The following is a 23,058-nucleotide window of genomic DNA, read 5'->3' on the forward strand; positions in this document are numbered from 1 at the left end:
GAGTTGCGAATGAGACGGGTCGTAGTGACGGGCCTCGGCATCGTGTCGTCGATCGGCAACAACGCCAACGAGGTGCAGGCCTCGCTGCACGATGCCAAATCAGGCATCAGCTTTTCCAATTCCTTCGCCGAACACGGTTTCCGCTGCCAGGTCTGGGGCGCGCCGACGCTCGATCCGTCGGCCATGATCGACCGGCGCGCCATGCGCTTCCTGTCGCAGGGCGCGGCGTGGAACCACGTCGCCATGGACCAGGCGATTGCGGACGCCGGGCTTGGCGAGAGCGACATCACCAACGAACGCACCGGCATCGTCATGGGCTCGGGCGGCCCCTCCACCCGGACCATCGTCGAGGCGGCCGAAACCACGCTCAAGAACGGCAGCCCCAAGCGCATCGGCCCGTTCGCGGTGCCGAAGGCGATGTCGTCGACCGCATCGGCGACGCTTGCCACCTGGTTCAAGATCCACGGCGTCAACTACTCGATCTCGTCGGCCTGCTCGACCTCCGCGCATTGCATCGGCAACGCCTATGAGCTCATCCAGTGGGGCAAGCAGGACGTGATGTTCGCCGGCGGCCACGAGGATCTCGACTGGACGATGTCGGACCTGTTCGACGCCATGGGCGCGATGTCGTCGAAGTACAACGACAAGGCATCCACCGCTTCGCGCGCCTATGACGTCAACCGCGACGGCTTCGTCATCGCCGGCGGCGCCGGCGTGCTCATCCTGGAGGAGTTGGAGCACGCCAAGGCGCGCGGCGCCAAGATCTATGCCGAGATCGTCGGCTACGGCGCGACCTCGGACGGCTACGACATGGTGGCGCCCTCGGGCGAAGGAGCGGTGCGCTGCATGCGGCAGGCGCTCGCCACGGTGTCTACGCCGGTCGACTACATCAACACGCACGGCACCTCGACGCCGGTCGGCGATTCCAAGGAGATGGGCGCCATCCGCGAGGTGTTCGGCGACAAGATGCCGTTCATCACCTCGACCAAGTCGCTGACCGGCCATTCGCTGGGCGCGGCCGGCGTCCAGGAATCGATCTACTCGATCCTGATGATGCAAGGTGGCTTCATCGGCGAGAGCGCGCATATCGAGGAGCTCGACCCGGAATTCGCAGGCATGCCGATCGTGCGCAAGCGCATCGACAACGCCAGGATCGACACCGTTTTGTCGAATTCCTTCGGTTTCGGTGGCACCAACGCAACGCTGATTTTCCAGCGCTATTCCGCATAAGGATCGCCAGTCATGGACGGACTGATGAAGGGCAAGCGCGGGCTTGTCATGGGTGTCGCCAACGATCATTCGATCGCCTGGGGCATCGCCAGGAAATTGTCCGAACACGGCGCCGAACTCGCCTTCACCTATCAGGGCGACGCTTTCGGGCGCAGGGTCAAGCCGCTTGCCGACAAGCTCGGCGCATCGCTGGTGGTGCCTTGCGACGTCGAGGACAGCGCCTCGGTCAGCGCCACGTTCGAGACCCTCGGCAAGGCCTGGGGTGGGCTGGATTTCGTCGTCCATGCCATCGGCTTTTCCGACAAGAACGAGCTCAAGGGCCTCTACGCCGACACCAGCCGGGACAATTTCGTCCGCACCATGGTGATCTCCTGCTATTCCTTCACCGAGGTGGCCCGTAACGCCGCGCCGCTGATGACGGATGGCGGCTCGATGATCACGCTGACCTATGCCGGCTCGGTGCGGGTCATGCCGAACTACAACGTCATGGGTGTCGCCAAGGCCGGACTGGAAGCCAGCGTGCGCTATCTCGCCAATGACTACGGCCCGCGCGGCATCCGGGTGAACGGGATTTCGGCGGGGCCGGTGCGCACGCTCGCCGGCGCCGGGATTTCCGACGCCCGCCACATGTTCTCCTACCAGCAGCGCAACTCGCCGCTGCGCCGCACGGTGACCATCGACGAGGTCGGCGGCTCGGCGCTCTATCTGCTGTCCGATCTCTCCTCCGGCGTCACCGGCGAGATCCACTATGTCGATTCCGGCTATCACATCGTTTCCATGCCGACGCTCGACGAATTGAAGCAGACCGACGGCGCCCGGGAATAATCCCGCGGGAAATACTCGGCTTCCGGTAAAATTGGATGCATTGGCGGAAACTCATTTTAAGGAGATTTCCGCTAGAACGTCCCGCAACTTAGGGACTCTGCATGTCTGCTGCTGCCAGCAACCCGAAGCGAACGCCGTTGTTCCGGCTGCTCACCATAGCAAGCTCGGGCATGGGCAGCTTTATCCTCGGCATCTGGGGGCTGAAATTCGGTTTCGGCGACGGTCTTGCCGGCATGCCGGCGGAAACGATGGCCGGCATCATCGATGCGCTTTGCGCGCTGGCGGCGGCGGGTGCCGCCCTTTCCTTCTTCGCCGGTGTCGATGAATCGGAGCAGTATGTCTTCAACGAGACCAATTTCGACAAGCTGACGGGCCTGCTGGCGCGTCCGGCGATGGTCGGCAAGATCGCCGAGGCGGCATCGGCGACGATCCGCACCGGCGAGCCGGTGTTCCTGATCGACATCGACATCGACCGCTTCAAGCACATCAACGACGCCATCGGCTACAGCTATGGCGACGAGCTGATCCGCGCCTTCGCCGAGCGGCTCAGGGACCGCATGCCGGAGGGCGCGGTGCTCGGGCGCATCGGCGCCGGCGAGTTCGCGGTGCTGCTGGCGGACCGCGAGCTGAAGGGCTCGGTCGAGCAGACGATCGAGAAGCTCATCGACGAGATGATGGAGCCCTATCAGCTCAATTCACATCAGCAGTCGGTCAGCCTGTCGGTCGGCATCGTGGCGATGCCCAAGGACGGCGTCGACCCGGTCCTGGTGCTGCGCCGTTCCAATCTGGCGCTGCAGAATGCGCGCGCCGGCGGCGTCGGCAACTGGTCGGTCTTCCATAGCGACATGGGCCGGGTCGCCGACTATCGGCAATGGATCGAATCCGAACTGCATACCGCGTTCGAGCGCGGCGATTTCGACCTCCACTACCAGCCGCAGCTCGACCTTCCGAGCGGCCGCATCATCGGCTACGAGGCGCTTATCCGCTGGAAGCACCCGGAACGCGGCATGATCCCGCCGATCGAGTTCATACCGATCGCCGAAGAGACGGGCATGATCAACCCGATCGGCGAATGGGTGCTGCGCAAGGCCTGCAGCGACGCCCAGTACCTGCCCGAGGACTGCTTCGTCGCCGTCAACATCTCGCCGGTGCAGTTCATGACCAAGGATTTCGTCGGCCTGGTGCGCGAAACGATGGTCGCCACCGGCATCAAGCCGTCACGGCTCGAGCTGGAAGTCACCGAAACCGCAATGATGCAGGACCGCGACCGCGCCGCCGTCATCCTGCAGCAGCTTGCCGAGATGGGCATCTCGGTGGCCGTCGACGATTTCGGCACCGGCTATTCCAATCTCAGCTACCTTATCGATTTCTCGTTCGGCAAGCTCAAGATCGACCGTTCCTTCGTCAGCCGCATCGACACCGATTCCAACTCGGGCGCGGTGGTCTCGACCATCGTCGGGCTGTCGCGCGCGCTCGGCGTCGGCATCATCGCCGAAGGCGTCGAGACCGAAAACCAGGCGACGCTGCTCAGGGCCGCCGGGTGCGAGGTGGTGCAAGGCTACCTGTTCGGCCGGCCGGCGCCGCTCAAAGTCGGGATGGGCGAAGCGCGCTTCGAAAAGCGCGAGGCGCGTATCGTCAGCATGCATTAAGGCGCCCGTTATCGGCGCGCCGACAGCACCTTGAACGTGCCGTCGCGGGCGATCTCGGCATGGCTTGAGAAGGCCGCCGCCAGCACCGCTTCGTAAGGCAACTGGCGGTTCGCCACCATGAGCAAGCGTCCGCCGGGTTTCATCGCCTTCGCTGCCGCCCGGATCATGCCGGCGCCGATCTCCGGCTCCGCCGCCCGGCCGCGGTGGAAAGGCGGGTTCATGAGGATGGCGTCGTAGCGCCGCTCGACCGGCTCGCCGAGCAGATCGGTCCAGAAGAAACGCGGCTCGACCGACGTGCTGGCCACATTGGCCTTCGCCGCCTCCAGCGCCTCGAAATCCGCCTCGAAAAGATCGAGCCCGGTGAGCCCCGGGAAGCGCGACGCCGCCTCGGCCGCCACATAGCCCCAACCGGCGCAGAAATCGGCAACGGCGCCCTTGATGTCGCCCGGCAGGCTACCCACCAGCAGTTTCGAGCCGGCATCGAGCCGATCGAAGGAGAACATGCCTGGCGTGGTGTGGAAACGGCCTTCGACCACAACCGCCGGATTAGCCGAGCGCAGCACGGCCGCCGCGCCGACGTCCGCGGGCCGGCGGAACCAGAAGGCGACGCCGTGATGCTTCGGCAAATGGCCGTCGAGCGGCACAAGCTCGTCGACACGCTTGCGCAGGCTAGCGATACCATCCTCCTTGCCGCCCGCAACCAGGATCAGCCCACCCGACGCCACGCGTTCGATCGCTTCGGCGACCCGCAGCTCGTTCTGGCCGCGGTGACGGCCGGCGAGCACGAGCGCGGCATCGAAGCCGGCGCCGTCCGCTCGCGGCGTGACGTGAAAACCCGCCGCCTGCAGCGCGCGAAAATGCGGGCGAAAACCCTGCACGAGATGGAGCTCGGCTGCGAAGCCCCCGGGCAAGCGGAAACCGGGCTCGGCGCCGAGGAAAAGCACGCGCTCGCCCTCTTTCGGCAAGTCGAGGGCCTCAGCCTCATACGGATGGAACAGCGTCTTCAGCGGCTCTGCCGACATTTCCTTACCCCGCGGGAAACACGCCCCCTAAACGAAAACGGGCGCGACATAAGCCGCGCCCGCCTCAACTATCTGGTCGGCCCGATCAGGCAGCGTCTTCCTCGCCGCCTTCGGCCTTCTTCTCGCGCACGATTTCCTTGCCGGTGGCCTGGTCGACGACCTTCATCGACAGGCGGACCTTGCCGCGCTCGTCGAAGCCCATCAGCTTGACCCAGACCTTGTCGCCTTCCTTGACGACGTCTGAGGTCTTGGCGACGCGCTCGTTGGCCAACTGCGAAATGTGGACGAGGCCGTCGCGCGGACCGAAGAAGTTGACGAAGGCGCCGAAGTCGGCGGTCTTGACGACCGTGCCTTCATAGATCTCGCCGACTTCCGGCTCGGCAACGATGGTGTGGATCCACTTCTTCGCCGCCTCGATCTCCTTGGCGTTGGCCGAAGCGATCTTGATCGTGCCGTCGTCCTCGATGTTGATCTTGGCGCCGGTCTTCTCGACGATCTCGCGGATGACCTTGCCGCCGGAACCGATGACGTCGCGGATCTTGTCGGTCGGGATGTGCATGACTTCGATGCGCGGTGCGAACTCACCGAGTTCGGGGCGAGCGCCGGTCAGAGCATGCGCCATCTCGCCGAGGATATGCTGGCGGCCATCCTTGGCCTGGTCCAGCGCGATCTGCATGATCTCCTCGGTGATGCCCTCGATCTTGATGTCCATCTGCAGCGAGGTGATGCCGTTGGCTGTGCCGGCGACCTTGAAGTCCATGTCGCCGAGATGATCTTCGTCGCCCAGGATGTCGGAGAGCACCGCGAAGCGCTCGCCTTCCTTGATCAGGCCCATGGCGATGCCGGCAACCGGCTTGGCCAGCGGCACGCCGGCATCCATCAGCGCCAGCGAGGTGCCGCAGACGGTCGCCATCGAGGACGAACCGTTGGACTCGGTGATCTCCGAGACGACGCGCAGCGTGTAGGGGAACTGGTCGGCGGAGGGCAGCATCGGCCGGATGGCGCGCCAGGCAAGCTTGCCGTGGCCGATCTCGCGGCGGCCCGGCGAGCCCATGCGGCCGGTCTCGCCGACCGAGTAGGGCGGGAAGTTGTAGTGGAGGAGGAACTTCTCCTTGTACATGCCGGTCAGCGAGTCGACATACTGCTCATCCTCGCCGGTGCCGAGCGTGGCGACGACCAGCGCCTGGGTCTCGCCGCGGGTGAACAGCGCCGAACCGTGGGTGCGCGGCAGGACGCCGACTTCGGAGACGATCTTGCGGACCGTCTTCAGGTCGCGGCCATCGATACGCGAGCCGGTGTCGAGGATGTTCCAGCGCACAACCTTGGCCTGGAGTTCCTTGAACACGGAGCCGATCTGCTCGGACGTGTACCTGGCTTCCTCGCCTTCGGCCGGCGCGAACGCCGCCTTCACCTTCGCCTTGACGGCGTCGACGGCGGCATAGCGGGCCTGCTTGTCGGTGATCTTGTAGGCATCGCGAAGCTCGTCGCCGACGATCTTCAGCATTTCGCGTTCGAGCGCGGAATAGTCCGGGGCGGTGAAGTCGCGCGGATCCTTGGCGGCGACCTCGGCCAGCTTGATGATCGCCTCGATCACCGGCTGGAAGCCCTTGTGGCCGAACATGACGGCGCCGAGCATCAGCTCTTCGGAGAGTTCCTTGGCCTCGGATTCGACCATCAGCACGGCATCGGTGGTGCCGGCGACGACGAGGTCGAGCTTGGATTCCTGCATCTCGTCGATATGCGGGTTAAGCACGTACTCGCCGTTGATGTAGCCGACGCGGGCGCCACCGATCGGGCCCATGAAGGGGACCCCGGACAACGTCAGCGCGGCCGAGGTGGCAACGATCGACAGGATGTCCGGATCGTTCTCGAGGTCGTGCTGGACGACGGTGACGACGATCTGGGTGTCGTTCTTGTAGCCATCGGCGAAGAGCGGGCGGATCGGGCGGTCGATCAGGCGGGAAACCAGCGTTTCCTTCTCGCTCGGACGGCCTTCGCGCTTGAAATAGCCGCCCGGGATCTTGCCGGCGGCGTAGGTCTTTTCCTGGTAATTGACGGTCAGCGGGAAGAAATCGAGGCCGGGCTTCGGCTCCTTCATCGAAACGACGGTGGCGAGGACCTTGGTCTCGCCGTAGGTGGCGAGCACCGCGCCGTCAGCCTGGCGCGCGATCTTGCCGGTTTCCAGAACGAGCGGACGGCCGCCCCACTCGATTTCCACTTTGTGGTGATTGAACATGTCTTGTCCTTCATATGCGGAAAGGGTCGCGCGGCTTGTCGTGCGCGGATGCCCTTTCCCCTGGCTTCTTTTCTCGGGCAGCCACGGGCAAGACAACGGGACGCTCGCATCAATCCCGGCACGCTGGCCGCACGAGCATCCTGCAATCCTGCCCCATGACCGTCCATGGGCGGTTCCAAGCAGCCCTTTGCTGGCTCGAAACCGGGTCTGGCCGATCGATCCGACCGGCCTTGCGCATGACCTGAAAGCCGCGGCTCTCAGAACGGCCCTGCGCAAATGCCAACTTCGCGAAGCGTCCGTTTGCGTATCCGATCGATGCGCGGCGCTTCATCCTGTCACTGGTGCACTGGAGCGATCCGATGCACCAAATGCGCGACCGGCGGGCTCTCCCGAGGAAAGCCCGCCGGTCAATTCGTCAACGGCGCAGACCGAGCTTCTCGATCAGCGTCTGATAGCGCGCGTCGTCCTTGCGCTTGAGATAATCAAGCAGGCTGCGGCGCTGTGAGACGAGAGCGAGCAGACCACGGCGGGAATGGTTATCCTTCTTGTGGTCCTTGAAGTGGTCGGTCAGGTTCTTGATGCGCTCGGAAAGGATGGCCACCTGAACTTCCGGAGACCCGGTATCGCCCTTGGCGGTTGCGAATTCACCCATCAATTCTTTTTTGCGCTCGGCAGTAATCGACATCGTGTTTTTCCTTATCTGTTTGAGGAAACGGGTCGCCCTCAGCCGGGATGTCGTCCAGCAGGGGCCGGTGCAAGCAACGCGACACGGCGCGAAGCTGCGGCGCATATAGGGCAATTCCCCGGAAAACGCCAGCCCAAATCACAAGCCGGCTTGTCGCAGGCCTTTTCCCTGAAAACTGAAGATTTGCGTTCGACTACAACCACTTCTTCCACTTGAAGAAAGCAATCAGCCCGGCGGCAACGAGGGCCATGAACAGCAGCGCCGTGGGGTAGCCGTAATAGGCCTTCAGCTCCGGCATGTTCCATGGCGAGGTATCGGGGTCGAAGTTCATGCCCCAGACGCCGACCAGGAAGGTCAGCGGCATGAAGATCACCGAGACGATGGTCAGATAGGAGATGACGTCGTTGGTGCGCGCCTGGCTCAGCGACAGGTGCATCTCGATCAGCCCGGTCAGCATGTCGCGCTGGGTTTCGACCAATTCGATCAGGCGCAGCGAATGATCGAGCGTGTCGTTGAAAAAGACCTTGGTCTCGGCCTTCACGTAGGGCACGTCGTTGCGGATCAGCGTCGCCAGCGCATCGCGCATCGGCCAAAGCACACCCTTCAGCACATTGGCGTCGCGCCGCAACTCGTGCAGTTGCCGCATCTGCTGCTTGTGCGGCGCGCGCAGCATCTCGTCCTCGATGCCGTCGACCAGTTCGCTGGCGGCCTCGATCGGCGGGAAATAGCTGTCGACGATGGCGTCGATCAACGCATAGGCGAGATAGTCGGCGCCGCGCGCGCGCAGCCGGTTCGGCACCGAGCTGGCGATGCGCTTGCGAACCGGATTGAACGGATCGCCCTCGCGCTCCTGGAAGGTGACGACGAAGTTGCTGCCGAAGAAGACCGCGATCTGCTCGTAGCGATGGGCCGTGACATCGTCGATCATGCGCATAACGACAAAGGCATGGTCCTCGAAGAAGTCCACCTTCGGCCGCTGGCCAGTGTTGACGACATCTTCGAGCGCCAGCGGATGCAGGCTGAAGATGCGGCCGATCTCCTCGATCAGCGGGATGTTGGCGAGGCCGGTGCAATCCAGCCAGACGACGGGCCACTGGTCGCAATGGGCATTGAGATCATCGATGCTGGCGTTCTCGATGGTCTCGAATTTGTCGGGCGAGATCAGCGTCAGCCGGAGCTCGCTGCGCCGTGCCGCCGGATCGGCGATCAGTGTGCCCGGCGAGGCGCCGACCGGTGGCCGGCGCGTCTTCATTGGCCCGCGCTTCGTTGCCGTCTCAGTCTTCGCCATATCCCCCTGCCCCCAATGCCGAACCGAAACTAGCCGAGCGCCGTCATCCGGCAAAGACCCGCTTGGGCTTGAACATGCCCTGCTCGATGGCGCCGATGGCGACCAGCCTGCCGCGCACCGTGGCGCAGGCTTCCTCGGCCTCGACCGGAGCGTCGCGGCCGCGGATGATGACCGGATTGCCGAGCCGGATCCTGGTCGCCGCGTCGTCGCTGACGGTGACCTGCGGCAGGCATTCGAGCGCTGCCGCGGTGTCGACCAGCAGCGCGTCGATGGCATCGAAGTCGACCGGCGCGTCGGATGCGTCGTCATCCCCCGCCACCTCGCCGCGTTCGCCGAAACGGGCGGCTTCGAGTTCGGCGACGGTGACGAAGTCCTCCGGCGTGAACGGCTCGACCTCGACACGGCGCAGCTCCGCGATATGGCCGAAGCAGCCGAGGTCGCGGCCCATGTCGCGGGCGAGCGAACGCACATAGGTGCCCTTGCCGCATTCGACCTCGAAAACGGTGCGGCCGGCGTCGTGCTCGACAATATCGAGGCGGCCGATCTCGATCTCGCGCGCGGGGATGTCGACCGTCTCGCCCTCGCGGGCGAGGTCATAGGCGCGCTCGCCGGCGATCTTGATGGCCGAGAACTGCGGCGGCGTCTGCATGATGACGCCGGTGTATTTCGGCAGCAGCGCCTTCACCTCGGCCTCGGCCGGACGCCGCTCCGAGCTGTTGGTCACCGGGCCCTCGAGATCATCAGTCGAGCGCTCCTCGCCCCAGGCGACGGTAAAGCGATAGACCTTGGCGCCGTCCTGCACGTAGGGCACGGTCTTGGTCGCTTCGCCGAGCGCGATCGGCAGCATTCCCGACGCCAGCGGGTCGAGCGTGCCGGCATGGCCGGCCTTCTCGGCCTGGAACAGCCATTTGATCTTGGAGACGGCCTCGGTCGAACCCATGCCGACCGGCTTGTCCAGAACCACCCAGCCGGAAACCGGCCTGCCCTTCTTCTTGCCGCGACGGCCCACTATTCGCTGTCCTTCTTGTCGTCTTTGTCTTTGTCGTCGTCGTGGCTGAGATCCCGCGCCACTTCCGGCGACTTCAGCAAATCGTTGATGCGGGCGAAATTGTCGAAGGACGTGTCCAGCCGGAAGCGAAACTCCGGCATGTACTTCATCTGCCTCAGCGCGCCCGAGACACGGCCGCGGATGAATTTCGCATGCTTGTTAAGCGCTTCGACCACTGCATTGTCGTCGCTGGCGCCGAGCGGCGAGACGAAAGCGGTGGCGATCTTCAGATCGGGCGACATGCGGACCTCGGAAACCGAGATCACGCTGTTCTCGACCAGCGGATCGATAATCTCGCCGCGCTGCAAGGTTTCGGACAGCGCGTGGCGCACCTGCTCACCGACACGCAGCATGCGCTGGGACGGGCCTGACGTGGTTGAACGGGACATTTTCCTCGGTCCTGAAATCGTGATGCGCGGGATGGGACCGCGCCGCATGTCTCATGTGGTGTGGGCGGCGGCCTTGCGACCACCGCCCGGACTTCTCGATGCGATGCTCGAACTCAGAGCGTGCGGGTTACCATCTCGATGCGGAAGCACTCGATGACGTCGCCGACGCGCATGTCCTCGTAGTTCTGGAAGGCCATGCCGCACTCCTGGCCGCCCGGCACTTCCGAAACCTCGTCCTTGAAGCGCTTCAGTGTCTTCAGCGTGCCTTCGTGGATGACGACGTTGTCGCGGATCAGGCGCACGCCGGCGCCGCGTTCGACCTTGCCTTCGGTGACACGGCAGCCGGCGATCTTGCCGACCTTGGTGATGTCGAAGATCTCGAGGATCTCGGCATTGCCGATGAAGGTCTCGCGACGCTCCGGCGAGAGCATGCCGGAGAGAGCCGCCTTCACGTCATCGACGAGATTGTAGATGATCGAGTAGTAGCGGATCTCGATGCCGGCGGCCGCGGCGGCGGCACGTGCCTGCGTATTGGCGCGGACATTGAAGCCGATGATCGCGGCACCGGAGGTCTCCGCCAGCGACACGTCGCTTTCGGTGATGCCGCCGGCTCCGGCATGGACGATGCGCGCGCGCACTTCGTCGTTGCCGAGCTTCTCGAGTGCGGCGCTGATCGCCTCGATCGAGCCCTGCACGTCGCCCTTGATGACCAGCGGGAACTCCTTCAGCCCGCTCGTCTGCAACTGCGACATCATCTGCTCCAGCGAGCCGCGCTGGCCGGCATGCTTGGCCACCGCCTTCTCGCGCGCCAGGCGCTGACGGTATTCGGTGATTTCGCGGGCGCGGGCCTCGTTGTTGACGACGGCGAAGCGATCGCCGGCCTGCGGGGTGCCCTGCAGGCCCAGCACCTCCACCGGCATCGCCGGCGGCGCTTCCTTGACGTGCTCGCCACGATCGTTGACCAGCGCGCGCACCCGGCCCCACTCGTTGCCGGCGACGAGGATGTCGCCCGGCATCAGCGTGCCGGTCTGCACCAGCACGGTGGCGACGGGGCCGCGGCCCTTGTCGAGCTGCGCCTCGATGACGACGCCCTCGGCGGTGCGGTCCGGATTGGCTTTCAGGTCGAGGATTTCGGCCTGCAGCAGGATCGCTTCGAGCAGCTTGTCGAGATTGGTGCCCTTGGTCGCCGACACTTCGACGTCCAGCACCTCGCCGCCCATGGACTCGACGAAAACCTCATGGCGCAGCAGTTCGGAACGCACCTTTTGCGGGTCGGCGTCACGCTTGTCGATCTTGTTGATGGCCACGATGATCGGCACGCCGGCCGCCTTGGCATGGCTGATCGATTCGATCGTCTGCGGCATCACGCTGTCGTCGGCCGCAACCACCAGCACGGCGATGTCGGTCGCCTGGGCGCCACGGGCGCGCATCGCCGTGAAGGCGGCGTGGCCGGGCGTGTCGATGAAGGTGATCTTCTGACCGTTCTTCTCGACCTGGTAGGCGCCGATGTGCTGGGTGATGCCGCCGGCTTCGCCGGAGACGACATTGGCGTTGCGGATGGCGTCGAGCAGCGAGGTCTTGCCGTGGTCGACATGGCCCATGATCGTGACCACGGGCGGACGCGCCACCAGGTCTTCGGCACGGTCGGCGATGTTGAACAGGCCTTCCTCGATGTCGGACTCGGCGACGCGGCGCACCGTGTGGCCGAATTCGGTGGCCACCAGTTCGGCGGTGTCGGCGTCGATGACGTCGCCCGGCTTCATGATCTGGCCCTGCTTCATGAAGAACTTGACCACGTCGACGGCGCGCTCGGACATGCGCTGCGCCAGTTCCTGGATGGTGATGGTTTCGGGCAGGATCACTTCGCGCATGACCTTCTCGCGCGGCTCGTTATGCATCGCGCGCTTGAACTTCTCTTGACGGCGGCGCATCGACGACAGCGAGCGAGCGCGCGCATCCTCGTCGGACAGCGCCGAATTCAGCGTCAGCTTGCCGCGGCGGCGATCTTCCTCGCCCTTGGTCGGCTTGGCTGGACGCGCCACTTCGGGCGTAACCAGGCGGCGCACGGGGGCGCCTGCGCCACTGGTGCGCTTCGGCTTGACCTCTTCCTCATCGTCCGGCGTCGCCAGCTCGGCGGCCTGCGGGGCACGGCGGCGCGCCTCTTCCTCGGCGCGGCGCCGGGATTCGGCCTCGGTCTGCAGTCGCGCTTCTTCCTCGGCCTGGCGGCGCGCGGATTCCTCACGCTCGCGACGGCGGCGCTCCTCGTCATCGGCGCGGCGCTTGGCATCTTCCTGGGCACGCTGGCGATCTTCGATCTCGCGCGCCTTGGAGCCTTCGAGCGCCCTGCGGCGGGCTTCCATCTCGCCGCGCGACAATTCGTTGAGCACCATGCCGCCACGCTCGGCTGGAGGCGGCGGCGGTGGCGCCTTCGGCGCTTCCTGGACAGCGGGCGCTGCCGCGGCGGCGGGCTTCGGCGCGAAGACGGACACGGGAGCGGCCGCCGGCTCCGGCTTGTCGCCGTGCAGCGAGAACTTGCGCTTCTTGGTCTCGACGACGACCGCCTTGGTGCGGCCGTGCGAGAAGTTCTGGCGCACAGTGCCCTGTTCCATGCCGGGGCGCTTCAGCGTCAAGGTCTTCTTCGGCGTAACGCTCAACGTCTTGTCGTCGCCCGATTTCGTATCGCTCATTCCATATCCTCTGCGGCATCATCTTCGTCAGCAACGTCCGCAAGCATTGCCAGATCGTCCGGGGTACCGCCCCGATACCGGTCGAGCGCAACCATGCGCTTCTCAACCGCCCTTCCCGCGTCTTGCGCGAGGACGGCAGCATGTATCACATTTGTACCCCCCAATGCCAAGCTCAACTCGGCCTCGGGGAAAAGTTTGTAGGCAGGGATGGCGGGGCCGCCGAGATGAACGGTCGCCCGCCGCGCCTGGCTGATCTTGCGAACGCCGTCATCCGATGCTTCGGTCGCATGAAGCACCAGCAAAGCCTGACCGTCGCGCACCGCGTTCTCGACCTTGGCAGCGCCGAGAACGACCGCGCCGGCCTTGCGGGCGAGGCCCAGCATACCCAACGCGGATCGGGAAAGCAGCCCGTCGACCATGCCGCCGAGATCGGCGGGAACGTTCACCTGCGCCTTGAAGGCGCGGGCAAACAGGTTTTTCGCCGCTGCCTTGTCGACATGTAGGCGTTCGGCGCTGACCCAGCAACCGCGGCCGGGCAGATTTCTCTTGAGGTCCGGGACGACGGCCGAATCCGGGCCGACGACGAAACGGATCAATTCATCCGGTTCGGCCTGCTTGCGGGTGACGATGCAGGTGCGATCGTTCATCTCGTCCGGGGGCGGGTTCTGTGCGATGCGGTTTCACCTCACGCACCGACGGCTTCGTCAGCCGGCGCTTCCTGCGCGGCAAGCTCGTCCTCGGTGATCCAGCCGGCCTTGAGGCGGGCTGCCAGCACCATCTGCTCGGCATCGGCGCGCGACACGCCGTGGCTGGCGAGCACGCCCGGATAGACCTTGGTCTCGCCGTCCTTGCGTTCCTTCCAGCCGGTCAGGTCGTCCGCGGCATAGCCGGCGAAATCCTCAATGGTCTTCACGCCGTCCTCGCCGAGCGTCACCATCATGGCGGTGGTGATGCCGGGAATCTCGCGCAGTTCGTCCTCGACGCCGAGCGCCTTGCGCTTGTCGTCATGCTCGGCCTCGATCTTCTCCAGATATTCACGGGCGCGCGTCTGGATCTCCGAAGCGGTATCCTCGTCGAAGCCATCGATGGAGGCGATTTCGCCGGCATCGACATAGGCGACTTCCTCGACGCTGGTGAAACCTTCGGAGGCCAGCACCTGGCCGACCATCTCGTCGACGTCGAGGGCTTCCATGAACAACGCCGAACGCTCGACGAATTCCTTCTGGCGGCGCTCGCTCTCTTCCTGCTCGGTCAGGATATCGATGTCCCAGCCAGTGAGCTGCGAGGCAAGGCGGACGTTCTGGCCGCGACGGCCGATGGCCAGCGACAGCTGGTCGTCCGGCACCACGACCTCGATGCGCTCGGCATCCTCGTCGAGCACCACCTTGGCGACCTCGGCCGGCTGCAGCGCGTTGACGATGAAGGACGCGGCCGACGGCGACCACGGAATGATGTCGATCTTCTCGCCCTGCAATTCGCCGACCACCGCCTGGACGCGGCTGCCGCGCATGCCGACGCAGGCGCCGACCGGATCGATCGAGCTATCGCGCGAGATGACGGCGATCTTGGCGCGCGAGCCCGGATCGCGGGCCACCGACTTGATCTCGATGATGCCGTCGTAGATTTCCGGCACTTCCATGGTGAAGAGCTTCGCCATGAACTGCGGATGGGTGCGCGACAGGAAGATCTGCGGGCCGCGCTGCTCGCGGCGCACGTCGTAGACATAGGCGCGGACGCGGTCGCCATATTTGTAGTTTTCGCGCGGAATCAGCTCGTCGCGACGGATGATCGCTTCGCCGCGGCCGAGATCGACGATGACGTTGCCGTATTCGACGCGCTTGACGGTGCCGTTGACGATCTCGCCGATACGGTCCTTGTATTCGTCATACTGGCGGTCACGCTCGGCCTCGCGCACCTTCTGGACGATGACCTGCTTGGCCGACTGGGCGGCGATGCGGCCGAAATCCATCGGCGGCAGTTGTTCGGCGATGAAGTCGCCGAGCTGGGCGTCGGGGTTGCGCTCGCGGGCCGAGGAAATGGCGATCTGCGTGGCGTAGTCCTCGACCTTCTCGACCACTTCCATCAGCCGCTGCAGCTTCATCTCGCCGGTGTTGGCGTTGATGTCGGCGCGGATGTTGGTCTCCTGGCCATAGCGCGAGCGCGCAGCCTTCTGGATCGCATCGGCCATGGCGGCGATGACGATCGACTTGTCGATCGACTTTTCACGCGCGACCGCGTCGGCGATCTGCAGCAGTTCCAGTCTGTTGGCGCTTACAACCATTGTCTTTCTCCCGAGCCTGTTGCCGGACCTGTCGCCGGGCGGCTCAAATCAATTGTCCTGTTCGGTTTCGTTTTCCGTATCCGCGGCAGCGTCTTCCGCTTCGCCGCGACGCTTCTTGGCTTCCTTGCGCGCCCTGTTGTCCTTCGACAGGGCGTCGCGGATGAGATCGTCGGTCAGCACCAGCCGGGCATCGGCGATCACATCGTAAGGCACGCGCACCGTCGGCTCCTCGCCATAGGCAGCCTTGTCGCGGGCGATCAGCACGCCATCATCGTCGCTCTCGGCGATCTTGCCCTTGAAGCGCTTGCGGTCGCCGACCAGAACCGAGGTCTCCATCTTGACCAGATGGCCGGTCCAGGTGGTGAAATCCGACTTGCGCACCAGCGGCCGGTCGATGCCGGGCGAAGACACTTCGAGATGATACGCCTTTTCGATCGGATCTTCGACATCGAGTGCGGGCGAGACGGCGCGGCTGACTTCCTCGCAATCCTCGACGGTCATGGTGCCGTCCTCGCGTTCGGCCATGATCTGCAGCGTCAGCCCGTTCTGGCCCGACAGATGCACCCGCACCAGGCGGAAGCCGATGCCGCGCAGCACCGGCTGCACGATCAGCGCTATGCGCGCATCGATCCCGCTTTCGCGGATGATACGGTCGTCGGCGTCGATTGCCGCTGCGCTCATCAGGTCCCTGTCGCTCTTTTCGTGGCTGGCCGGCAGGTAATAAAAAAGAGCGGGACCGGGTGGACCCACTCTTCGTCATACCGACCAAGAATTTGAGGCTGATATAAACGATCCCGCTCGGCGTTTCAAGCCTGCCGTGAGGGGCGTGGCAAACGCGGCGCTCTTGCTGCGTACCACCGGCAGATGGGGACCGGCACAGGCAGCCTTGCGCCCGGCGCATGGCGTCCATGCGGCAACGCCTCTGTGATCCCGGGCGCGCCGTGCCTATCTATGTTGCATCGCACAACAAGAGAAATTGCGCGCGGTGGCGCGCGAAAGGTTGAAAATCATGGGTAGCCGCAAGCTGTTTTCCGCCATCGGCGACATCTTCACCACCTTCGGCAGCGCCGTTGCCGCGTCGCGGTCCGTCGAAGCCGGCCGCAGGCCGCGCGCCAACGATCTGCGCAAGCTCGGCATCGACCCGGCCGCCTTCGACAGGATGGGCCGCTTCTGAAGGATCGGGTGCTTCTGATGCTGCCCGCCTGGCGCGGTCAACCGTATCGCGCCGGGCCTATGTCCTGACGAAAGTCAGATAGGCGGGCCGCCGGCCCTCACGCAGCGCCTTGGCCTCATAGCGCGTGCCCGGCCAGCCATCATAGGGCCGATGCCAGTCTGCCGCTTCCTGCGCCTGCCATGCAAAGGCGCCGTGCGCCCGGCAATGCAAAAGCGTCCAGTTCACATAAGTGTCGATGTCGGAGGCGAAGCGGAATTTTCCGCCCGGCTTCAGCACATGGGCGAAACGGTCGAGATTGACCGGACCGACGAAGCGTCGCTTCCAGTGCTTCTTCTTCGGCCAGGGATCGGGATAGAGCAGGTCGATGCCGTCGAGCGAAGCCGACGGCAGCCAGTCGACCAGCCGCGTGGCGTCGTCGTCATGAACCCTGAGATTGGCCAGCGGCTTTTCCCGTACCGCCATCATCAGCTTGGCCATGCCGTTGACGAAGGGCTCGACGCCGATGAAGCCGGTCTGCGGAGCCGCCGTCGCGCGATGCAGCAGGTGCTCGCCGCCGCCGAAACCGATCTCGAGCTGGACGGCGGAAACGTCGGCGGCAAACAGCGTCCGCAATTCGGCCGGCGGCGCGGCCGCCAGATCAAGCCTGTAGGTCTGAAACCCGCTTTCCAGCGCCGCGGCCTGCTGCGGACGGATGGTCTTGCCGCGCCGGCGACCGAAAAAAGCTTCGGTCGCGCGGCTCGGTCTGTCTTTTGGATCCATGGACAGGTCTGCAGTCGCCGTCAGGCGGCGACCGCATCCTTCAGCGCCTTGGCGAGATCGGTCTTCTCCCAGGAGAAGGAACCGTCGCGGCCGGCCTTGCGGCCGAAATGGCCGTAGGACGAGGTTTTTGCGTAGATCGGCCGGTTGAGGTCGAGGTGACGGCGGATGCCGGATGGCGACAGGTCCATGACCGAGCGCAGCGCATCCTCCAGCCTCGCCTCGTCGACCTTGCCGGTGCCGTGCAGGTCGACATAGACCGACAGCGGCTGCGCGACGCCGATGGCGTAGGACAACTGGATGGTGCAGCGGTCGGCGAGCTTGGCTGCGACGACGTTCTTGGCGAGGTAGCGCGCCGCATAGGCTGCCGAGCGGTCGACCTTGGTGGTGTCCTTGCCGGAGAAGGCGCCGCCGCCATGCGGCGCGGCCCCACCATAGGTGTCGACGATGATCTTGCGCCCGGTGAGGCCGGCGTCACCATCCGGACCGCCGATGACGAACTTGCCGGTCGGATTGATATACCAGTTGCAGTCCTCGGCGATCTTGAGATCGCCCAGCGCCTCGCGGATATAGGGCTCGACGACCTTGCGGACCTTCTTGGAATCCCAGGTCGCATCGAGATGCTGGGTCGACAGCACGATCTGCGTCGCTTCCGCGGCCTTGCCGTCGACATAGCGCACGGTGACCTGGCTTTTGGCGTCCGGCCCGAGCTTGCCGGCATCGCCGTCGCCTTCGTGGCGCGCGGCGGCCAGGAGTTCGAGTATCTTGTGGCTGTAGTAGATCGGCGCCGGCATCAGGTCCGGCGTCTCGCGGCAGGCGTAGCCGAACATGATGCCCTGGTCGCCGGCACCTTCCTCGCCCTGGCGGTCGGCGGCGCTGTCGACGCCCTGGCCGATGTCGGGCGACTGGCCGTGCAGCAGAACATCGATCTTCGCCGTCTTCCAGTGGAAGCCGGCCTGCTCGTAGCCGATCTCGCGGATCGCCTTGCGGGCAACCGACTTGAACTTTGCCGGATTGACGACCGGATGACCGGCGGCGTCCTTGAGGATGTTGCCGGCCTTGTCTTTCTTCAGCAGCGTCTCTGGAACCCGGACCTCGCCGGCGATGACGACGCGATTGGTCGTCGCCAGGGTCTCGCAGGCGACACGGACTTTCCACGGGTCCATGCCGGTCTTCTTGGCCTCGCGATAGACCAGATCGACGATTTCGTCGGAGATACGGTCGCAAACCTTATCGGGATGGCCCTCGGCAACGGATTCCGAGGTGAAGAAGTAGTTCAGCCGCGTCACGGGTGTCCCCTCTTGAAGAAAGATCGGCAGGTTGCCGATTTTTGGCGCGCCACGTGTTAGCGGTGCCGGGCGCCGCTCGTCAAGCGCTGCCGCGGTTCCGGCATGAATGTGAGCACAGTTTGTCTTGTGCCACCACCAGCGGGGCGCCGCCGGTGGCACAAGTCCCCTGGATCAGTCGGCGTCGTCGGTAGAAAGCGATTTCACCAGATCGATGATCCTGCGACGCACCTTGACGTCGGCAATCTTGACGAAGGCGCGGTTGAGCTGAAGCCCTTCCGGACTGCCGCAGAACTCGACGGCGAATGCCATCGACGGGTCTTCGGCGAATCCTCGGTTGCCCACGGCCTCCTGACCCGGGGCATCCTCGAAAAAGAAGGCTACGGGCACGCTGAGGATGGACGCTATGGCCTGCAAACGGCTGGCGCCGACCCGGTTCGTGCCTTTCTCGTACTTCTGGATCTGTTGAAACGTGATGCCGAGATTCTCACCCAGCTTCTCCTGGCTCATTCCAAGCATATTGCGCCGAAGCCTGATGCGACTTCCGACATGGATGTCGATCGGATTCGGTTTTTTCTTATTTTCTTCTGTCATTTTCTCCTCGCCGAATTTTTCCGGCTTTTTCTATTTTTTCTTGCCCAAACGAAGCCGGAGCCAACTGCCCACCTAACAGAACCTCCAACCGACTTCGAGAAATTTCAGGCGCTTACAGTATGAGTTTCTAATGTGTCGGCTGTCAATTCACCCGTAGCCGTAGCCTTACATTCGATAGGAGTGCTCCCAGCGCGAACAGGAACATGATCATCAATCCGTTAATTCGCCGCTGGCCGGCGGAAATGAGGGCGCGCCCAGAAATCGGCACATGCGCATCGATTGCGCCGCGCGCATTGACGGCGAGCGCGTCGACAATGCGGCCGCGCGGATCGACAATGGCGGAAATGCCATTGTTAGCCGCACGCAACAAAGGCAATCCATTCTCCACCGCGCGAATCTGGGCCTGCCTGAAGTGCTGGTATGGGCCCGGCGTATCACCGAACCACGCATCGTTCGTGACGTTCACAATAAGCTGAGCTGACGTTGCGTCAACTGCCACAAGGTCGGGGAAGATGACCTCGTAGCAAATGAAGGGGAGCGCGCGGACGCCATCCGGCAATACGATCGGATGGCGCTCGTTGCCGGGCGCGAAATTCATCGGGCCGGCGACCAGCTGCTCGACCCCGAAGCGGTCGAAAACGTCGGCGAAAGGCAGATATTCGCCGAACGGCACCAGATGGATCTTGTCGACGGCGTCGGCGATCTCGCCCTTGTCGTTGATCGCCACCACGGAATTGTAATAGCGGCTGCCGGCGCCTGCCGCCGAGCCGCCCTCCTCGCGGACGACGCCAGCGATCAGCATCTGGCCTTCGCCGAGCATGTCGCCCAGCGCCGTCAGCGCGTCCGGGCGCTCGGTGAACAGGAACGGCACCGAGGTCTCCGGCCACAGGATCAGCTGCGGCCTGGCATGGCCGGCTTCCGGCGCCTTGCCCGAAAGGCCAAGCAAGGTGGCGAAGATGCGGTCGCGAACCGAAGCGTCCCATTTTTCGCTGAGGTCGACATCCGGCTGGACGATGCGGACATCGACCGAACGGGTCGCCGGCTCGAGCGGAGCGGCAAGCCTGACATAGCCGAAGCCGACATGGGCGGCGACGAGCATGCCGAGCAGCGCGAAGCCCAGGCGAAGCTGGCGCCGCGCAGCGACCAGCGCGGGCAGCGAAAAGACGAAGACGGCGAGCGCGTTCATGCCGATCATGCCGGTCACGGACACGCTCTGCATCAGCAGGGGTACCGGCATCGCCGCATAGCCGACGGCGTTCCAGGGGAAGCCGGTGAACAGGAAATCGCGCAGCCATTCCGCCAGGCCGAAGCCGAAGGCCAGTGCCGCGATGCGGCCGATGCCGTTGCTCCACAACAGCCGCGCCACGACCGTGGCGAAACCGTAGAAGAAGGCGAGCCCGAAGGGGATGCCGACCACCGCGAAGGGCAAGGCCCAGGCGAAGCTGTCGGCCTCGACAAGCAGCGCCTGGCCGATCCACCACAGGCCGGCGAGAAAATAGCCGAAGCCGAACCACCAGCCGATGGCGAAGGCCGGCTTCAGCCGCCTCAGCCAACCGTCGGAAGCCTCGCCGGTGGCGCCGTCGAGCAGCCAGACCAGCAGCGGGAACGAGATGAAGCAGACGGCGAAGAAATCATAGGGCGCCTGAGCGAGGACCGCCAGCGCTCCGGCGAGAAACGCCACCAGCGCCCGTCGCCACCCCCAGAGCAGAATTATCCGGCCGGCCAGGCGCTGCATTGAGGCTTCCGAGTCGCGCGAATCACGGCAAAAGATTTATCAGGCCGCGGTCCGCGCTCCAAACATCGATAAGCGCAATCTGATGTTACCGGTGCCAGCCCTCGATGCTGTGGCCGCTCAGCCGCTCGGCTTCCTCGCGCGGGACCGCGCGCAAGGTCTGCGTGAAGGTCCAGACATGGCCTTCGGGGTCGCGGGCGCGGTATTGCCGTTCGCCATAGAACTGGTCGGTCGGTTCCTGGATGATCTCGGCCCCGGCCAGCCGCGCCTGCTCGCAATGGGCGTCGAGCCCGTCCTTCAGCCGGATATAGACAGACTGGGTGTTGCGGCCACCGACGGAAGCGGGGCTGGCGACATGGTCGGCCCACTCTGAATCGACGACGATGTAACCGTCGCCGAAGCGCATTTCGGAATGGACGAGGCGGCCCTCGGCATCGCTGACGACCATGCTCGGCTCGAAACCGAAGGCCGCTTCAAGCCAGGTCAAAGCCGCACGCGGGTCCTTATAGAATATGCCGGACCCGAGGACGGCATGCTTGAACGGATCCTCGACCGTCATCAGGCGGGTTTCAGGCCTGCTCGGTGCGGGCGGCGCGGCGGCGGCGCTCGCCCTTCTGGACCTGCACGATGCGCACGCGCTTGACGCGGCGCGGATCGGCGTCGAGGACATGGAACTCGAAGCCGGGTATGGCCTGCACCACCTCGCCGCGGGCCGGCACGCGGCCGAGCGTGTTGAAGATCATGCCGCCGATGGTGTCGACATATTCGCCATGCTCGCCGGCGGTGAAATCCTCGCCGATCATCTTGGCGACCTCGTCGATCTCGGCCTTGCCGTCGACGATGAAGTTGCCCTCGCCGGACTGGGTGATCATCGGCTCGTCGTCGTCATGCTCGTCCTCGATGTCGCCGACCACCATCTCGACGATGTCTTCCAGCGAGGCGAGGCCGTCGGTGCCGCCATATTCGTCGATGACCAAAGCCATCTGGGTGCGCGTCGTCTGCATGCGGCCCATCAGGTCGGAGGCAAGCATGGAGGGCGGCACGAACAGCACCGGACGGATCAGGTTGAGGTCGCCGATGGTGCGGGCGAGATCGACCTGGGCGAGGTCGAGAAGCGCCGCGGCCGGCGTCTTGCGGCTGGTGCGACCCTTCTTGACGCGGGCAACCTTGGTGATGTGGGCGAGCACGTCGCGGATGTGGACCATGCCGCGCGGGTCGTCGAGCGTTTCGGAGTAGACCGGCATGCGGGAATGACCGGACTGCTCGAAGAGGCCGAGCAGATCGCCCAGCGTCGTCGTGATCTCCACCGCCTCGATGTCGGCGCGCGGCACCATGACGTCCTCGACGCGGACTTCACGCAGCCGCAGGATGTTGTTGAGCATGGCGCGCTCGCCGGGGGAGAAGGCGCCGGCATCGCTCGCCGTTTCGGCAAGCGCGCCGGCGATCTCCTCGCGCAGGCTGGTGCCGTTGCGCTGCCTGAACAGGCCGAGCACGCGATCGAACAGGGAAGGACCGGCAGGCGATGGCTCGCTGGCGATGCTGCCGGTCGTGGTACTCGGACTCGAGCCCTCTTCCGTCTTTTCGGAAGGCTTGGCCGCACTGCCGGCGTCGGGGCGGGCGGCAGTCTCTGGTTTGTCGTTCATCGTCGTCCGGTCAATTGGTCTTTTTAGTTACGCGTAGGGATCGGGAATGGCAAGCCTTGCGAGCGCCGCGCGCTCGATCGCTTCCATCTCCTCGGCCTCGGCGTCGGTCTCGTGATCGTGGCCCAGAAGATGCAGCAGGCCATGGATGACGAGATGGGTGATATGGTTCGCCAGCGGCTTGTCTTCCAGTGCCGCTTCCCGCGCGACCGTCTCGGCGGCGAGCACGATATCGCCCAGCATCGGCGGCAGCGGACCGCCCTTCGGGAACGGAAAAGCCGGGAAAGACAAGACGTTGGTCGGCTTGTCCTTGCCGCGCCAGCCGGCGTTCAGCGTGCGGATGTGGGCGTCGTCGGAAAACACGATGCTGAGCTCGGAAGCGCCGTCGACGCCGGTTTCGGCAAAGGCGGCAGCCACGGCGCGATCGACCAGGCGCGTCAGCCCCGCCTCGTCGGGCCAATCGCCGGCCTCAATCGAAATATCGATGTCGACGGGCAGGCCGCCGCCTGGTTTCCTGTCTTCAGCCATGCGGCTTT

Annotated in this window: 21 protein-coding genes; 4 read left to right on the plus strand and 17 right to left on the minus strand. The window is 64.8% G+C overall.

Features of this window, described 5'->3' with window-relative positions:
• Positions 1–9 precede the first annotated feature (9 nt).
• From fabB to EN857_RS00995, 3 genes are all read left to right on the plus strand, one after another.
• On the plus strand, positions 10–1,230 hold the full coding sequence (gene fabB, locus EN857_RS00985) for a beta-ketoacyl-ACP synthase I (RefSeq protein WP_127312204.1): 1,221 nt from the start codon (positions 10–12) through the stop codon (positions 1,228–1,230).
• A gap of 12 nt (positions 1,231–1,242) precedes the next feature.
• Positions 1,243–2,055, plus strand: a complete 813-nt coding sequence (fabI, locus tag EN857_RS00990) for an enoyl-ACP reductase FabI (RefSeq protein WP_135857598.1) — start codon at positions 1,243–1,245, stop codon at positions 2,053–2,055.
• 101 nt (positions 2,056–2,156) lie between these two features.
• Complete coding sequence (locus tag EN857_RS00995; RefSeq protein ID WP_135857600.1) at positions 2,157–3,704, plus strand: bifunctional diguanylate cyclase/phosphodiesterase; 1,548 nt, start codon at positions 2,157–2,159, stop codon at positions 3,702–3,704.
• A gap of 8 nt (positions 3,705–3,712) precedes the next feature.
• Here EN857_RS00995 and EN857_RS01000 read toward each other — a convergent pair whose 3' ends face one another.
• The 10 genes from EN857_RS01000 to rimP form a co-directional block, all read right to left on the minus strand.
• Complete coding sequence (locus EN857_RS01000; RefSeq protein ID WP_135857602.1) at positions 3,713–4,726, minus strand: class I SAM-dependent methyltransferase; 1,014 nt, start codon at positions 4,724–4,726, stop codon at positions 3,713–3,715.
• Positions 4,727–4,811: 85 nt separating this feature from the next.
• Positions 4,812–6,962 carry a polyribonucleotide nucleotidyltransferase gene (pnp, locus tag EN857_RS01005; protein ID WP_135857604.1) on the minus strand — a complete coding sequence of 717 codons (2,151 nt, stop codon included), beginning with the start codon at positions 6,960–6,962 and terminating at the stop codon, positions 4,812–4,814.
• 415 nt (positions 6,963–7,377) lie between these two features.
• On the minus strand, positions 7,378–7,752 hold the full coding sequence (rpsO, locus tag EN857_RS01010; RefSeq protein ID WP_281035917.1) for a 30S ribosomal protein S15: 375 nt from the start codon (positions 7,750–7,752) through the stop codon (positions 7,378–7,380).
• Positions 7,753–7,840: 88 nt separating this feature from the next.
• The gene (corA, locus tag EN857_RS01015) at positions 7,841–8,935 is read right to left on the minus strand and encodes a magnesium/cobalt transporter CorA (protein ID WP_135857607.1); all 1,095 of its coding nucleotides are present in this window, start codon (positions 8,933–8,935) and stop codon (positions 7,841–7,843) included.
• Between the two features lie 43 nt (positions 8,936–8,978).
• On the minus strand, positions 8,979–9,944 hold the full coding sequence (gene truB, locus EN857_RS01020) for a tRNA pseudouridine(55) synthase TruB (protein ID WP_127282765.1): 966 nt from the start codon (positions 9,942–9,944) through the stop codon (positions 8,979–8,981).
• On the minus strand, positions 9,944–10,372 hold the full coding sequence (gene rbfA / locus EN857_RS01025; RefSeq protein ID WP_127390841.1) for a 30S ribosome-binding factor RbfA: 429 nt from the start codon (positions 10,370–10,372) through the stop codon (positions 9,944–9,946). The genes truB and rbfA overlap by 1 nt, the downstream gene beginning before the upstream one ends.
• A 113-nt stretch (positions 10,373–10,485) precedes the next feature.
• Positions 10,486–13,059 carry a translation initiation factor IF-2 gene (infB, locus tag EN857_RS01030; RefSeq protein WP_127282763.1) on the minus strand — a complete coding sequence of 858 codons (2,574 nt, stop codon included), beginning with the start codon at positions 13,057–13,059 and terminating at the stop codon, positions 10,486–10,488.
• Positions 13,056–13,706 (minus strand): RNA-binding protein, encoded by a 651-nt coding sequence (locus EN857_RS01035; RefSeq protein WP_127390842.1) that lies wholly within the window; start codon positions 13,704–13,706, stop codon positions 13,056–13,058. Before EN857_RS01035 ends, infB begins: the two co-directional genes overlap by 4 nt.
• A 38-nt stretch (positions 13,707–13,744) precedes the next feature.
• Entirely contained in the window at positions 13,745–15,340 is a 1,596-nt protein-coding gene (gene nusA / locus EN857_RS01040; RefSeq protein WP_127282761.1) for a transcription termination factor NusA, read from the minus strand.
• Positions 15,341–15,388: 48 nt separating this feature from the next.
• Positions 15,389–16,021, minus strand: a complete 633-nt coding sequence (gene rimP / locus EN857_RS01045) for a ribosome maturation factor RimP (protein WP_135857610.1) — start codon at positions 16,019–16,021, stop codon at positions 15,389–15,391.
• Positions 16,022–16,349: 328 nt separating this feature from the next.
• Between rimP and EN857_RS01050 the strand changes: the two genes are divergently transcribed.
• On the plus strand, positions 16,350–16,514 hold the full coding sequence (locus tag EN857_RS01050) for a hypothetical protein (RefSeq protein WP_135857612.1): 165 nt from the start codon (positions 16,350–16,352) through the stop codon (positions 16,512–16,514).
• Positions 16,515–16,571: 57 nt separating this feature from the next.
• Here EN857_RS01050 and EN857_RS01055 read toward each other — a convergent pair whose 3' ends face one another.
• From EN857_RS01055 to ybeY, 7 genes are all read right to left on the minus strand, one after another.
• Complete coding sequence (locus EN857_RS01055; RefSeq protein ID WP_135857614.1) at positions 16,572–17,273, minus strand: tRNA (guanosine(46)-N(7))-methyltransferase TrmB; 702 nt, start codon at positions 17,271–17,273, stop codon at positions 16,572–16,574.
• Positions 17,274–17,293: 20 nt separating this feature from the next.
• Positions 17,294–18,559, minus strand: coding sequence for a methionine adenosyltransferase (gene metK, locus EN857_RS01060; RefSeq protein WP_127390845.1), 1,266 nt, complete (start codon positions 18,557–18,559; stop codon positions 17,294–17,296).
• A gap of 171 nt (positions 18,560–18,730) precedes the next feature.
• Positions 18,731–19,150 (minus strand): helix-turn-helix domain-containing protein, encoded by a 420-nt coding sequence (locus tag EN857_RS01065; RefSeq protein WP_127282756.1) that lies wholly within the window; start codon positions 19,148–19,150, stop codon positions 18,731–18,733.
• A gap of 142 nt (positions 19,151–19,292) precedes the next feature.
• Positions 19,293–20,885: an apolipoprotein N-acyltransferase gene (lnt, locus tag EN857_RS01070; protein ID WP_135857616.1), complete on the minus strand. Its 1,593-nt coding sequence runs from the start codon at positions 20,883–20,885 to the stop codon at positions 19,293–19,295.
• Positions 20,886–20,970: 85 nt separating this feature from the next.
• Positions 20,971–21,441 (minus strand): VOC family protein, encoded by a 471-nt coding sequence (locus EN857_RS01075; RefSeq protein WP_135857618.1) that lies wholly within the window; start codon positions 21,439–21,441, stop codon positions 20,971–20,973.
• Positions 21,442–21,451: 10 nt separating this feature from the next.
• Complete coding sequence (locus tag EN857_RS01080; RefSeq protein ID WP_127282753.1) at positions 21,452–22,525, minus strand: hemolysin family protein; 1,074 nt, start codon at positions 22,523–22,525, stop codon at positions 21,452–21,454.
• A 27-nt stretch (positions 22,526–22,552) separates the two neighbouring features.
• Complete coding sequence (ybeY, locus tag EN857_RS01085; RefSeq protein WP_135857621.1) at positions 22,553–23,050, minus strand: rRNA maturation RNase YbeY; 498 nt, start codon at positions 23,048–23,050, stop codon at positions 22,553–22,555.
• Positions 23,051–23,058 lie beyond the last annotated feature (8 nt).

It is taken from the genome of Mesorhizobium sp. M4B.F.Ca.ET.214.01.1.1 (genome assembly GCF_004791545.1).
In the GTDB taxonomy this organism is placed as follows: Bacteria; Pseudomonadota; Alphaproteobacteria; order Rhizobiales; family Rhizobiaceae; genus Mesorhizobium; species Mesorhizobium abyssinicae.

Coding starts and splice junctions, on each gene's coding strand:
- pnp (WP_135857604.1), bottom strand. CDS start 6,962: ATGTTCAATCACCACAAAGTGGAAATCGAGTGGGGCGGCCGTCCGCTC.
- EN857_RS01000 (WP_135857602.1), bottom strand. CDS start 4,726: ATGTCGGCAGAGCCGCTGAAGACGCTGTTCCATCCGTATGAGGCTGAG.
- EN857_RS01065 (WP_127282756.1), bottom strand. CDS start 19,150: ATGACAGAAGAAAATAAGAAAAAACCGAATCCGATCGACATCCATGTC.
- EN857_RS01075 (WP_135857618.1), bottom strand. CDS start 21,441: ATGACGGTCGAGGATCCGTTCAAGCATGCCGTCCTCGGGTCCGGCATA.
- infB (WP_127282763.1), bottom strand. CDS start 13,059: ATGAGCGATACGAAATCGGGCGACGACAAGACGTTGAGCGTTACGCCG.
- EN857_RS01035 (WP_127390842.1), bottom strand. CDS start 13,706: ATGAACGATCGCACCTGCATCGTCACCCGCAAGCAGGCCGAACCGGAT.
- rimP (WP_135857610.1), bottom strand. CDS start 16,021: ATGAGCGCAGCGGCAATCGACGCCGACGACCGTATCATCCGCGAAAGC.
- EN857_RS00995 (WP_135857600.1), top strand. CDS start 2,157: ATGTCTGCTGCTGCCAGCAACCCGAAGCGAACGCCGTTGTTCCGGCTG.
- EN857_RS01055 (WP_135857614.1), bottom strand. CDS start 17,273: ATGGATCCAAAAGACAGACCGAGCCGCGCGACCGAAGCTTTTTTCGGT.
- nusA (WP_127282761.1), bottom strand. CDS start 15,340: ATGGTTGTAAGCGCCAACAGACTGGAACTGCTGCAGATCGCCGACGCG.
- EN857_RS01080 (WP_127282753.1), bottom strand. CDS start 22,525: ATGAACGACAAACCAGAGACTGCCGCCCGCCCCGACGCCGGCAGTGCG.
- ybeY (WP_135857621.1), bottom strand. CDS start 23,050: ATGGCTGAAGACAGGAAACCAGGCGGCGGCCTGCCCGTCGACATCGAT.
- fabI (WP_135857598.1), top strand. CDS start 1,243: ATGGACGGACTGATGAAGGGCAAGCGCGGGCTTGTCATGGGTGTCGCC.
- corA (WP_135857607.1), bottom strand. CDS start 8,935: ATGGCGAAGACTGAGACGGCAACGAAGCGCGGGCCAATGAAGACGCGC.
- lnt (WP_135857616.1), bottom strand. CDS start 20,885: ATGCAGCGCCTGGCCGGCCGGATAATTCTGCTCTGGGGGTGGCGACGG.
- rbfA (WP_127390841.1), bottom strand. CDS start 10,372: ATGTCCCGTTCAACCACGTCAGGCCCGTCCCAGCGCATGCTGCGTGTC.
- EN857_RS01050 (WP_135857612.1), top strand. CDS start 16,350: ATGGGTAGCCGCAAGCTGTTTTCCGCCATCGGCGACATCTTCACCACC.
- fabB (WP_127312204.1), top strand. CDS start 10: ATGAGACGGGTCGTAGTGACGGGCCTCGGCATCGTGTCGTCGATCGGC.
- rpsO (WP_281035917.1), bottom strand. CDS start 7,752: ATGCGCCGCAGCTTCGCGCCGTGTCGCGTTGCTTGCACCGGCCCCTGC.